Genomic DNA, 13,207 nt, shown 5'->3' with positions numbered 1-13,207 from the left:
AGTATTTGTTCAATTCTAAAATATTAATTTTAGACATTAAGCACCTCATGTTTTTCTCCGAATTCACGTTATTTTAATGTAAGTCAGGATGTAAATTTTGACGGATTTAAGGATTTGGAAGTAATAAATCAGGTGGGAAATTACTGGTCTTCATCAAGTTTCTGGCTGTACAATAAAAAAACTAAAAAGTACGATTATTACAAACCAATGGATACGATCATTAATCCTGTAGTTGATAAAAAAAATAAAGCAATTACATCAACTTATCATGTCGGTCCGGTAAACTATTACTATAAAGTATATGAGTGGAAGCATAAAAAGCTAACCATGACCCATTATCAGGAAGGTGAAGATAATGGTTTCTAAATCATCTGATTATAATTCCACGCGGCAACAAAAATTCCGGCGGTTTCTGTTCTCAACCTCTGATTTCCCAAAGAAACTGCTTTTATATTATTCTCAGCCAAAAAAGCTATCTCTCTTTCCGAAAAATCGCCTTCAGGACCAATCAGAAAAGTGATATTTTGCAATCCGGGAATCTTATTGAGTTCCGTTCTTTCTAAATTCTCGTGGCAATGCGCAACAAATGTATGTTCGGAATCAATATTTTTAAGAAAATCCTGAATCTTCATTACATCGTTAATAACAGGAAAGTGAAATCTCAAACTTTGTTTTGAAGCTGCAATTGCCTGTTTTCTTAATTTGTCAATATTAATATTTTTACGTTCTGTTTTTTCTGTCTGTAAAATTGTAATTTCTGAAATTCCCATCTCCACTGCTTTTTCAACAAAGAATTCAATGCGGTCAATATTTTTCGTCGGGGCAATTGCAATATGAAGTTTCGGACTGAAATCAGGAAGATTGTTTTTAATTTCATCCACTTCAATATGGGCTTTTTTACCTTCAATCATCAGTTTTCCAGAGGCAAGGTTTCCTTTTCCGTCTGTTACATAGATGGCTTCACCGTTTTTCATCCGAAGAACTTTTACAATGTGTTGTTGTTCTTCATCATTAATCGTTACCACATTTCCCTCAATTTCGCCGTAAAAAAGTTTCATATTTAAATATTTAAAATCTGCCTGAATTTTTCTAACTAATTATTAAAAGTAAGTTTCATTTTCGCTTAAAAATGCCACTCCTGTTTTTATGGTTGTATAAATATCGCCTTCACAATCTCTGTAGGAACAGGTGTAAATTTCCTCAATCCATTTATTGTTGATGAAAATCAAATTTAGATATTCGTTTTTTCTTAAATTATTTTTGATGGATAAATAATCTCCCTCTTTCGGTTCATATTCAAAACTGAAAACATTTTCTGCATTGATCTGTTCAATAATTTCTTCCTTAATATTCTGAACATATCCCGTTTCTGAACTTGCCGGAAAATAATCGGCGAAATCCTCCGATGCTTCATTCTTACCCGTTACCGTTTCTAAGATCCAGTAATATTTGGAGTTTTTCTTAGAATGTTTGCCAAGTATTTTTTCCTCTAACAGTATTTTCATAAATCGTATTTTGCGGTTGCTGAAGTTCTCAGATCAGTAAATTCTCCCCGCTCAAATTTTAACTGAGCAACCATCGCAATCATCGCCGCGTTATCCGTAGTATATTCAAATTTCGGAATGTAAATATTCCAGCCCAATTTTTCATGATTGTTCTGCATCGCCTTTCTCAATGCCGAATTTGCCGAAACTCCTCCTGCAATCGCCACTTCATTAATGTTTAAATCTTTCGCTGCCTTTTCCAGTTTGCTCATCAGAATTTCAATAATCGTTTTCTGTACCGAAGCACAAAGATCATTCATATTATTTTTAATGAAATCAGGATCTTTTTTTACCTCTTTCTGAATGAAATACAGCACCGAAGTCTTAATTCCGCTGAACGAATAATCGTAATTTTCCAGTTTAGGTTTATTGAAGGTAAAAGCATCAGGATTTCCTTCTTTAGCCAGTCTGTCGATAATAGGACCTGCCGGATAATCGAGATCAAATATTTTTCCGATTTTATCAAATGCTTCTCCTGCGGCGTCATCAATGGTTTTCCCGATAATTTCCATGTCGAAATAATCTTTCACGAGAACAATCATCGTATGTCCGCCGCTCACGGTAAGACACAAAAAAGGGAACTTTGGCGGCACAGGATTTGCATCCTCGATGAAATGGGCTAAAATGTGCGCCTGGAGATGGTTTACCTCAATAAGCGGAACATCCAAACTCATTGCCAAAGACTTAGCAAATGACGTTCCCACAAGAAGAGAACCTAAAAGTCCAGGTCCGCGTGTAAATCCTATCGCAGAAATTGCATTTTGTTGTATATTTGCTTTTGTTAAGGATTTTTCAACAACGGGGATAATATTTTGCTGATGCGCACGCGAAGCCAGCTCAGGAACCACACCGCCATATTCTTTATGGATCGCCTGATTCGCTGCAATATTCGAAAGAATAGAATTTCCCTTGATGATAGCTGCTGATGTATCGTCGCAGGACGATTCAATACCTAAAATTATAGAGTCGCTCATAATAATGGCAAAGTTAGAGAATAATAACGAGAATGAGAACAAAAAATCAGTAGCTGGTAACTTAGGTAATCAGGTACAGAAAGCTGTTGAAAATGCGGAAGGTGTTGTAAAAGAAACAGTTAAGGAGGCTTCTGAACTTGCTTCAGATGCAATTAATCATCCCATTGAGACGGCTGAAGAATTTGGAAAACAGGCGGTAAAAGACGTTACCAGTTATTCATGGTGGGCAAAACTTCTATTGATTCTCTTTTGGCTGGGTTTAGCTTTGGTGGCAGCCATTTTTGTAATCATTAATCTTCCTTCCACAAAACAATGGGCTGCAGATCAGGCGTTGCAAATTGTTAATCGTGACTTTAAAGCACAGATGTCAACAGAAAGTGTTGAGGTTAATTTTTTCGGAAATGTAAAAATCAAAGGATTAAAAATCAAAGATTACAAAGGATACGATTTTATTCAGTCCAAAGAATTTATTGCCAATTCCAACTGGCTTTCTTTAGCCTCCAATATTACCAAAAATAATTCTTTAAGCTTCAATTCCCTTACTTTAAAAAATGCGGATGTAAAAGTGATTACGTACAAAGGCGACAGCATTTCAAACTTTATCCGTTTTACACAATTATTCGACAGCGGTAAAAAAAGAGATCCCAATAAACCTCCGTTTCAGCTCGATTCCCGATTGCAGATTCTGGATTCTAAAGTCTCCATCGTCAATCTGAATTCTCCGGGTGAAAAAGGAAAATGGTTAACCGCAACCAACTTTAACCTGATTGCTCCGAATGTTAAAGTAAACGGAAGAAATATTTCAGGATCAATCAATAATATGTCTTTCACCACAACAAGATGGGGAAAATCTCATTTTGTGGATACTTTTTCTACCGAACTTTCCATGACGCCGGAATATCTTTTCCTGAAGGACCTTACTTTAAATACAGATCACTCGCTTTTACAGGGAGATATTAAATTCAACCTTCATGATGACGGTTCGTGGGCAGATTTTGCAGACAAAGTAAAATGGGACATGAACCTAAAACTGGGAAGCCAGTTAAGCGGTTACGACATCAGTTATTTTGTAACGAACTGGGATAACTTTAAGCCTTTCAATGTTTCAGGAAAAATGACAGGTCCGCTGAATGATTTTAAGCTGGATAATTTTCTCATCCGAAATCCTGATGTGAATATTGCCACCAAAAAAATGAAGGTGAATAAACTGCTGAAAGGAAACTTTTTAATTGAAACCAATGATCTTTCCGCAGACTTTACCTATAAAGATCTGAAAGCCATGATGCCTTCATTCATCGCTAAAAAAATGAAAAACTTTGCGGATGATTTCGGAAAATTAAAATACAACGGAACTGCAAGTGTAAATCCTAACCGTGTCTATGTTTCCAACGGAAATTTGATGACGGGAATCGGGCAGGCAAAAATCACGAATTTTTCTTTAACGGAATACAGCTCTTCAATGCCGAAATATGCCGGAATAGCCGAAGTGAAAGATCTTAATACTTCCGTGATTACAAAAAACAAATCGGTAGGATTAATTTCTGGGAAGTTCAATATCAACGGACAGAGTTTCGATGTGAATACAATGAAACTGACAACGAAATCCCAGATTTCGAGCATCGAAATTATGAATAAGGAGATCAATAATCTGTATCTCGACGGATTATTGGATCATAAGAAATACAACGGACTCATCACCGTGAATGATGAGCAGGCAAAAGCAACCATAAAAGGATTAATTGATTTCAGCACTTCAAGAATTTCGATGAATGTAAATGCTGATGTTAATTATCTGAACATGAATTACTTTACCAATAAACCCGGAAACCAGATTGTAAGCGGGAAGGTAAATGGTAAAATGGCAATGTCGTCCATCAACGATTTAACACTGGATGTGGAAGCCAGCGGAATTAATTTTGCAACGGCAACTCAGAAATATTCCATTCCGAATGCAAAGCTGAAAACTTTTGTGGAAAACGGAGGTCGTGTAATTGATGTGGATGCTCCGGGAGCCGTTAACGGAAAAATTTCAGGAAGATATAATTTGGGCGATCTTGCCGGAATGGTGGAAAACGGACTCAATAAAATTCTTGTGGGTCCTGCGCCGAGAAAAATGTACAGGGGACAGACTTTTGCCATGAATTTTGATGTGCAGCAAGGTTTGGTAAGCTATTTTTTACCGGATCTAAAAATTCCGCAGGGCGCAAAAGTAGAAGGACAGTACGACGGAAATTCCAATAATCTGATCCTGAATGTAGATGCGGCTTCACTGAAATATATCATGACGAAAACTCAGGAGATCACAGAAGCGGACAAAGCTCTGGCTGCTGCAAATCCTGATTATAAAATCAACGAAAGAGATAATATTACCAAGGACAGCGCGATGGTAGACAGCGTCATGGTAAGAATTAATACGGCAAATCTCAATGAGCAGATTTATGCTAAAATCAACAGGGTTCTGTACAATAAAAATGTTCTTAAAGATATTACCTTAAGCGGAAGAAACGAGAGCAATACCATTCTTCATCTCGCAACGAAATTTAAGCACGGAAGTCCGGAAGATGAGCTGGATGATAATCTTAAAGAATATGCCATCAACGTTAACCAGTCAACCAACGCAGGGGGAGATTTTGTGTTCAGGTTCGAGCCTACTGAGGTGAAGTTTAATGACGTAACGTGGGCAATAGATACCAGTCCGGAACTCAACCATTCCATTACCTACCGTAAAAAAGAAGGCGATTTTGATATTCAGAATCTTAGGATTTTTTCAGACAACAGTGCATTGTTTATTAAAGATGCCCAGTTTAAGTCGGCAAAGGATTTTTATGTAGATGCAGAAGTGGATAATTTTGCCATCGAAAAGCTGCTGGATATGCAGGGCGGAGGAAATTCTATGAACATTAAAGGTCTTGCAAATGGAAGTGTGAAGATTAAAATGGATAAAAACACATTGCAGCCTTTGGTGGATATGACGATTGATGATATCATGATGAACGGGAATGATATGGGGGATATTACCATTTCTGCGACCAACAGTTATTCCCTGAATGTATACGACGTTGATATCAAAGTAAATTCTGCAGGAATTATAGGCAATAACAGCCTTCATGTAACAGGAACGGTAAACAACAATACAGCTTCTCCAACCATTGATCTTACCGCAGAAATGCGTGATTTTGATGTTGCTTTTGCGCAGCAGTTCGTGACTTCAGTTTTTGGGAATCTGAGAGGGAAAGCAACCGGAGATCTTAAAATTTCAGGAAAATTCAGCAATCTGGATTACAGCGGCGATATTGCGCTTAAAGGATTCGGGTTAAAACTTTTGTTTACCGGTGTAGATTATTCTTTTGATGATACTGTAATTCCTTTAACCAAAGGTTTGGCGATTCTGAACAGCGTTGAGGTGCATGACGGAAGAACCAATTCTAAAGGGAATATTTCCGGTGCGATACAGTTTGAAACCCTCTCTTCGATGGGAGTCAACCTCGTAATGAGAGCCGATAATTTATTAATGCTGAATACCACACAGAAAGATCTGGATTTATTCTGGGGAAGAGTTTACGGACAGGGTGATCTTTATGTAGACGGACCTGTTTCTGGGTTGAGTATTTCCACGCCTAATATGAAAGCTTTAAGCGGAAGTACATTTACTTTCAACTCGGGTTCTACCTCCAACGTTGAAGAATTCAAAATGCTAAAATTTTTAAAAGAAGGAAAAGACGGTCTGGTTACTTTGGATGAAAAGAAAAAATCCGGAGCGAATATGAATATTGATTTTGCTTTGGACGTAGATAAAGGAACCACCGTAAATGTTCTTATTGGAGATGGCGTAGGAAATATTATGGTAAAAGGAGCAGCGGAAAAACTTCGTTTCCAGATGAGCCGACAGGGAAATATTGCCATGAACGGAGCGTATAAGGTAGATAACGGAACGTTTGTTTCTAAGGCAATCCTAAATAAAACTTTCCAGATTGAGAAAGGAAGCAGCATAAGATGGGATGGTGATGCGATGAAGCCTGCTTTAGACATCACAGCGAACTATGTAAGAATGGTTTCCAACGCCGGAGAATACCTGAATATGGGAAGTCTTCAGCCGATCAGTGTTCTGCTTCAGGCCAATATTACCCAATCGCTGATTGATCCTAAAATTGACCTTAATGTAACAGCTTTGGATGTTTCCAGCCAGATTAAAGAAACTTTGGCGGCAAAAATGAGTCAGGAAGGAGAAAAAGTACTTCAGTTTGGATCAGTCTTATTGTTGAGTACCTTTAATGTTTCAGAGACAGGAGGAGTGAATGTAAACGTGGGAGATGTAGCACAAAATCAAGGGTATAATTTATTGCTGAAACAATTGGGATCTGTATTGAATACGATGAGCAGCGAATTCCAGATCGACCTGAATTACGTAAAAGGAGACCAGTATTCCAATGTAGGAGACAGAGCGAATGCAGGAGTTAGTTTTGCACTTTCTCCAAGAGTTAAAGTAAAGACAGGACTGGGAATTCCGCTTACGAAAACTGAAAATACGGACGTTAATTATCTTTCCGGAGAAGGAACGATAGAATATGATATTTCCAAGAAAAATGACGGAAGTCTCTTATTAAGAGGGTATTCCAAGCCTTCCAACATCGGAATGGTGAACGGAGCAGGATCAAACGGAACAGCGAACCAAGCGTATGGAGCGGGTATTGTTTGGTCTAAGAGTTTTAATTCTATATTTAAAAAGAAGAAAAAAGATAAAAAACAAACGGCTGAGCAAACTGAAATAAAAACAGATTCTGTAAAATCAGGTAGTAAATAATCAGAATATTTTAATGATTTTTGTCATATGTGTTAATTATTGTTAATCTTTGTTATAATTTTTTTTGTTAATTTATTTTTTATAAATTTGCAAAAAATATGTAGATTTTTTAAAGAAATTGTAATTTAACTAATATGAACTATCAACTGGACGAAATAGACAAGAAAATTCTTGATTTCTTAGTAGAGAACACAAGAATGCCTTTTACAGAAATTGCTAAGCAGATGGATGTTTCTGCGGGTACAATTCACGTAAGAGTGAAAAAGATGGAGGATGCAGGTATTATTTTGGGATCATCTCTTAATATAGATTACGGAAAGTTAGACTATCACTTCACTGCTTTTATCGGAATCTTATTAACCAAATCCAACAGAACTCAGGAAGTTCTGAAAGAACTATCTACTATTCCAAACGTAATTGAAGCGAGCGTAATTTCCGGAAAATATAACATTTTCTGCAAAGTGAGAGCTAAGAATACAGACGACGCAAAAAGAATCATCTATCAAATCGATGATATTCAGGATGTAATGAGAACAGAAAGTATGATTTCTATGGAAGAGTACTTAAGCGACAAAAACAGACTGATTAACGCGATCTCTGTATAATCAAATTTTAAACGAATTATATAAAAGAACTTATGAAATCTCTCATAAGTTCTTTATTTTTGTAGTTATGGAAGAATACAGCTATTTTGACGAAGATCCGAAGAAAGGGTGGGGTTTCATTCTTGCTCTTGCAGCATTGCTCTTATTTACGGTTATGGGATTCGGGATCGATCTTGATGAATATTTGCAACACGAAACCCTTAATATCCCGGCTTGGTATGCTTACACTATTTTTGCGATTGATGCCTTAATGGTGATAAGTATTGTGTTGATTTTTTTTTACAGAAAAATAGGCATCTTTGCCTTTCCTGCCTTGCTAGTTCTGCATTTCTTTATGCATAACTATTACCTTTCCACATTTTTATATACCGACGTTACCAATCTTTTCCTTTTTACAGGTTTCGGAATGCTGGCGATAATTCCGAAATGGAAGTTTTTTAGGTAAAGATTTAAATTCATAGAAATTAAATTGGAAAAAAAAAGCTGTCCCAACCGGAACAGCTTTTTTAATGTAAAACAATTGATTATTTATCTAAAATCCTCTTTACTGCTTCTTTCACGGCAGTAGAATCAATTTTATATTTCTTCATCAGTTCAGCAGGCGTTGCAGATTCTCCGAATGTATCGTTCACTGCTACAAATTCCTGTCTTGTCGGTCTTTTTCTTGCCAACATTCCCGCAACAGATTCTCCAAGACCACCGATGTAGTTGTGTTCTTCGGCCGTTACAATTTTTCCTGTCTTTTCAACAGATTTTAAGATGATTTCTTCGTCCAAAGGTTTAATCGTGTGGATATTGATTACTTCACATGAAATACCTTCTTTTTCAAGCTCATCTGCAGCAAGTAACGATTCCCAAACCAAATGTCCCGTCGCAACAATGGTTACATCCGTTCCTTCCTGAAGCATAATTCCTTTTCCGATTTCGAAAGGCATATCTTCCGGAATGAAAACCGGAACTACAGGTCTTCCGAATCTTAAATAAACCGGACCTTCAAAATCAGCAATCGCTAAAGTAGCTGCTTTTGTCTGGTTGTAATCACAAGGATTAATCACCGTCATTCCCGGAAGCATTTTCATCATTCCGATGTCTTCTAAAACCTGGTGTGTTGCACCGTCTTCACCCAAAGTAAGACCCGCGTGAGAAGCACAGATTTTTACATTTTTATTGGAATAGGCAATAGACTGACGAATCTGGTCGTAAACTCTTGAAGTGGAAAAGTTAGCGAAAGTTCCCGTAAAAGGAATTTTTCCTGTAATGCTTAGACCGGCTGCAAGACCCATCATATTCGCTTCTGCAATACCTACCTGAAAAAATCTTTCAGGAGCCTTTTCAATGAATTTTTCCATCTTCAAAGAACCGATAAGGTCTGCACAAAGCGCCACAACATTAGGATTTTTATCTGCAAGTTCAGCCAATCCGGCTCCGAATCCTGAACGTGTATCTTTTTTTTCTGTATATGTAAATTTCATTTTTTTCTAATTATTAATTAAGATTACTTATTACCAATTACTCATTACTAATAATTAATAATCAGCCGGAGCCTCTAAGTATAACTGTTTGAATGCTGTTTCCAGTTGCTCATCATTAGGCGCTTTTCCGTGCCAAGCGTGAGTTCCCATCATATAATCTACACCGTAACCCATCTCTGTATGAAGAATAATGGCTACCGGTTTTTCTTTTCCGGTTTCTGTTTTTGCTTTTTCAAGAATGGCAATTACCGCCTCAAGGTCGTTACCGTTTTTCTCTTCCAGAACTGTCCATCCGAAAGCTTCCAGTTTGGCATGAAGATTTCCTAAAGAAAGTACGTTATCTGTACTTCCGTCGATCTGTTGTCCGTTATAATCGATGGTAGAAATAATATTGTCTACTTTTTTGGCTGCTGCGTACATAAATGCTTCCCAAACCTGACCTTCCTGCAATTCGCCATCGCCATGAAGAGAGTAAACCAAAGAGCTGTCTCCGTCCAGTTTTTTACCCTGAGCAACACCCAAAGCTACAGAAAGTCCCTGTCCTAAAGAACCTGAAGCCACTCTTACGCCCGGAAGACCTTCGTGAGTCGTCGGGTGACCCTGTAATCTTGAATCTAATTTTCTGAAAGTACTAAGCTCCTGAACCGGAAAAAATCCGAATCTTGCCAAAGTAGAATAGAATACCGGAGAAATATGTCCGTTAGAAAGATAGAAATGATCTTCATTTTTACCTTCCATGGTGAAAGGAAGATGATAGTTCATTACCTTTCCGTAAAGGGCTGTGAAATATTCAGTACAACCTAAACTTCCTCCCGGGTGACCGGAATTTACAGCATGAACCATTCTTAAAATGTCTCTTCTGACTTGTGTAGTAAGAGATTTTAACTCTTCAATACTTTTACTCATTATATAAGATTTATTTGTATGCGAATTTACAATTTTTTGATGGGTTACGGAAATATGAAAAATCCAGATATTTTACCCGGATTTTGTTTGTTACTTTGTCAAAGTTGAAAATCTTTGACAAAGTTTATATTGTATTTTAATTGCAGCTCGACTTTTTTGTGACAGAAATAAGCTGGTATGGAAGATGATTAGTTGTCTGATTATAATATTAAATGATAAATAGTTTAAAAATTAACCTGGCAATGAGAAGAATTGTTAAGAATATATACCAAAATTTCTTTTCAGAATCAGATTTTCCTTGTCTTATAATAAATAAACCTATAAATGTTAATAGACCATTCAAAATAATTAATTCCACCCCGATTTTGTAATCCGTATACGTTGTTACCAGATAATTGATAATATACGTTGCAACCGGAGCTAAAATCGTTACCGCCAAAATTGAATATTTCCTTGAAATCTGAAATTTCGTGAAAATTCCGAAGGCGAAAAGTCCTAAAAGCGGTCCGTAAGTATATCCTGCAATCTCCATTATCAGATAAACAATCGATTTGTCATTCAAAGCTTTAAAGACCATAATCAAAATAAAGAAAATGATCGTGAACGTTAAATGAACCTTCATACGAAGCTGTTTTTTCTCTTTCTCCGTCTTGTTTTTGTCTTCATTAAGATTCAAAAGATCTACGCAATACGAACTCGTAATAGCGGTTAAAGCGCCATCCGCAGAAGGAAATAATGCCGAAATTAATCCGATAATGAAGATAACGGAAATGATCATCGGGAAATGTCCCTGAAGCGATAAAGCAGGAAACAAATCGTCTCCCATGATATTTTTAATGTTACCCGCAGAATCTTTGAACCCGAAAATATTGGTAACGGTTTCTCCGTCTATTTTTCCATATTCTGCACCGTTCTGCAAAGCAAAAAGATAAAGAAGACCTCCTAAAAACAGGAATGCCAGATTCACAAAAAGCAGCGTTCCTGCGAAAGTGAGCATATTTTTCTTTGAATTTTTAAGATTATCCACCGAGATATTTTTCTGCATCATTTCCTGATCCAGTCCTGTCATTGCAATTGTAATGAAAATTCCCCCTAAAATCGTTTTCAGGAAAAATGTTTTAGAATTCGGATCAAAATTGATGAAGTGGGTATAATTTTTCTGTTCTAAAATAGTATATGCTTCGCCTAATGATAAATTTAAATGGGATAAAATATAAACGATACACGCAATGAGACTGATAATCATGAATGACGTCTGCAAAGTATCGGTAATCACAATTGTTTTTACACCCCCTTCAAATGTATATAAAAGCACCATTAACAACAGAACTAAAGCGGTAACCCAGAAAGGAACGCCCAAACCTTCCAGAAGGAAAATCTGAAGAACGTTGACCACTAAATATAATCTTGCCGTTGCACCAATTGCTCTTGAAATAATAAAAAATATAGAGCCGATTTTATGTGCTTCAACGTTGAATCTTTTGCCTAAATACGTATAAATCGAGGTAAGATTCATTTTGTAATACAGCGGAAGAAGAATTGCAGCAACAATAAAATATCCGATGAAAAAGCCGATCACCATCATATAATATTCGAATCCGCCGTAGATGTATTCACTTCCGGTCATTTTTCCGACTGTTCCGGGAACGGAAATAAATGTTACTCCGCTTAAGCTGGTTCCGATCATTCCGAAAGCAACAAGCCACCATTTACTTTTTTTATTCCCGATAAAAAACGACTGATTATCAGAATTTCGGCTTGTAAAATAAGAAATAACCAAAAGTCCGATGAAATAGACAAAAACAAACAGCAAAAGAACAGTTCCGGAATTCATGCTTTAATTTAAATTTTAGCAAATATAGTTTTTTTCTGTTCTGCCTAAAAAGAAAAAACCTTCCGGATACATTTCCGGAAGGTTTTATATGTAATGTTGAAGTTAAGGCTGATAACTCAGAAGCTCAAACTTAATCTCAACCTTAGCCTAAAACTAAGCCTGAGTCTTATTTACCAGAACATCCTGAAGCTCCTCATGTTTCTGGAAAGTAGCCTTGGCAAAAGGACAAAGCGGAATAATTGTTTTTCCGTTCTTTCTTGCAAAATCTACTGCCGCAAGAAGCATTTCTTTCCCAACGCCTTTTCCGTTGTATGCTTCTTCAACTTCTGTGTGATCGATGATGAATCTTTCTTCTCCAGCCCAGGTGTATGTCATTAATCCTGCATGGTTTCCGTCTATAAATGCTTCAAAATTTCCGTGTTTCGGATCGTTGGTTTGTTTTACTTCAATCATATTATGAAAATTTGGTTAGTATTTCTATATCGTTTGTAAGAATCTTATGAATCGGACACGCATCCGCTATGGCGTGAAGTCTTTTCAGTTGTTCATCATCAAGATTTGTGCCTTCAAAACTGATGTCTCTTTTGAAAATGGCTCTTTTCGTTAAAGGAAAATTTTCCAGTTCCACTTCAACGTTTATTTTTTCTACGCTCCATTCTTTTCGGTCGATGTACATTCTCAAGGTTGCCGCTGTGCAGCTTGCGAGGGAAGTGGCAAGAATTTCAAAAGGATTGAAGCCTTTGTTTCCGCCGCCTTTGTCTACAGGTTCATCTGTAATCAGCGTGTTTTCTCCCGCAACAACTTCGGTGTAGTATTTTTCTGTTCCCAGACTTGCTTTTACTGTGATTGCCATTATTTTTCGGTATTGAATTGATAACTCAGTGCTCCTGAAGGACACAGGTCGATTTGGTTTTTAAGTTCTTCTGCGGTTGCATTTTCAGGTTTCAGCCACGGTCTTTCTTTCGGGTTATACACTTTCGGAAGTGTTTTTACACAAACGGCGGCGTGGATGCACTTTTTGGGTTGCCAGAGCACGGTAATCTCTCCGTTTACATATTCGTGTGTTTCCAT

Annotated in this window: 12 protein-coding genes and 1 pseudogene; 4 read left to right on the top strand and 9 right to left on the bottom strand. The window is 37.0% G+C overall.

Annotated elements, in window-relative coordinates:
- Positions 1-93: 93 nt before the first annotated feature.
- A pseudogene (locus H6W52_RS14790) lies at positions 94-366 on the top strand (XAC2610-related protein); the annotation flags it as partial.
- Here H6W52_RS14790 and H6W52_RS14785 read toward each other — a convergent pair.
- From H6W52_RS14785 to tsaD, 3 genes are read right to left on the bottom strand one after another with little or no spacing between them, the layout of a single operon-like run.
- Entirely contained in the window at positions 363-1,058 is a 696-nt protein-coding gene (locus tag H6W52_RS14785; protein ID WP_116098978.1) for an RsmE family RNA methyltransferase, read from the bottom strand. The pseudogene H6W52_RS14790 and the gene H6W52_RS14785 overlap by 4 nt on opposite strands.
- 42 nt (positions 1,059-1,100) lie before the next feature.
- A complete protein-coding gene (locus H6W52_RS14780; RefSeq protein ID WP_087707555.1) occupies positions 1,101-1,505 on the bottom strand; it encodes a hypothetical protein in 405 nt (134 codons plus the stop codon).
- The gene (gene tsaD / locus H6W52_RS14775) at positions 1,502-2,518 is read right to left on the bottom strand and encodes a tRNA (adenosine(37)-N6)-threonylcarbamoyltransferase complex transferase subunit TsaD (protein ID WP_116098979.1); all 1,017 of its coding nucleotides are present in this window, start codon (positions 2,516-2,518) and stop codon (positions 1,502-1,504) included. The genes H6W52_RS14780 and tsaD overlap by 4 nt, the downstream gene beginning before the upstream one ends.
- 4 nt (positions 2,519-2,522) lie before the next feature.
- On the opposite strand from tsaD, the gene H6W52_RS14770 reads away from it, so the two are divergent.
- The 3 genes from H6W52_RS14770 (at position 2,523) to H6W52_RS14760 (ending at position 8,369) form a co-directional block, all read left to right on the top strand.
- The gene (locus H6W52_RS14770) at positions 2,523-7,319 is read left to right on the top strand and encodes a translocation/assembly module TamB domain-containing protein (protein ID WP_116098980.1); all 4,797 of its coding nucleotides are present in this window, start codon (positions 2,523-2,525) and stop codon (positions 7,317-7,319) included.
- Positions 7,320-7,453: 134 nt separating this feature from the next.
- Entirely contained in the window at positions 7,454-7,924 is a 471-nt protein-coding gene (locus H6W52_RS14765; protein WP_029298841.1) for an Lrp/AsnC family transcriptional regulator, read from the top strand.
- Positions 7,925-7,991: 67 nt separating this feature from the next.
- Positions 7,992-8,369 carry a hypothetical protein gene (locus H6W52_RS14760; protein ID WP_116098981.1) on the top strand — a complete coding sequence of 126 codons (378 nt, stop codon included), beginning with the start codon at positions 7,992-7,994 and terminating at the stop codon, positions 8,367-8,369.
- Positions 8,370-8,448: 79 nt separating this feature from the next.
- Here H6W52_RS14760 and H6W52_RS14755 read toward each other — a convergent pair whose 3' ends face one another.
- The 6 genes from H6W52_RS14755 to H6W52_RS14730 all read right to left on the bottom strand — a co-directional run bounded on the left by H6W52_RS14755 (position 8,449) and on the right by H6W52_RS14730 (position 13,207).
- Positions 8,449-9,396, bottom strand: coding sequence for a transketolase family protein (locus H6W52_RS14755; RefSeq protein WP_087707565.1), 948 nt, complete (start codon positions 9,394-9,396; stop codon positions 8,449-8,451).
- Positions 9,397-9,450: 54 nt separating this feature from the next.
- On the bottom strand, positions 9,451-10,302 hold the full coding sequence (locus H6W52_RS14750; protein ID WP_116098982.1) for a transketolase: 852 nt from the start codon (positions 10,300-10,302) through the stop codon (positions 9,451-9,453).
- 208 nt (positions 10,303-10,510) lie between these two features.
- Complete coding sequence (locus H6W52_RS14745) at positions 10,511-12,136, bottom strand: sodium:solute symporter (protein WP_228457582.1); 1,626 nt, start codon at positions 12,134-12,136, stop codon at positions 10,511-10,513.
- 153 nt (positions 12,137-12,289) lie between these two features.
- Positions 12,290-12,589 carry a GNAT family N-acetyltransferase gene (locus H6W52_RS14740; RefSeq protein WP_175608849.1) on the bottom strand — a complete coding sequence of 100 codons (300 nt, stop codon included), beginning with the start codon at positions 12,587-12,589 and terminating at the stop codon, positions 12,290-12,292.
- Between the two features lies 1 nt (position 12,590).
- Entirely contained in the window at positions 12,591-12,989 is a 399-nt protein-coding gene (locus H6W52_RS14735) for an OsmC family protein (protein ID WP_116098983.1), read from the bottom strand.
- Positions 12,989-13,207: a (4Fe-4S)-binding protein gene (locus H6W52_RS14730; protein WP_116098984.1), complete on the bottom strand. Its 219-nt coding sequence runs from the start codon at positions 13,205-13,207 to the stop codon at positions 12,989-12,991. The genes H6W52_RS14735 and H6W52_RS14730 overlap by 1 nt, the downstream gene beginning before the upstream one ends.

The organism is Chryseobacterium sp. C2(2020), from assembly GCF_014218915.1.
Taxonomy (GTDB): Bacteria; Bacteroidota; Bacteroidia; order Flavobacteriales; family Weeksellaceae; genus Chryseobacterium; species Chryseobacterium mucoviscidosis.
Note: the sequence above shows the minus strand (reverse complement) of the source record. Positions and strands in the feature narration are given on the sequence as shown.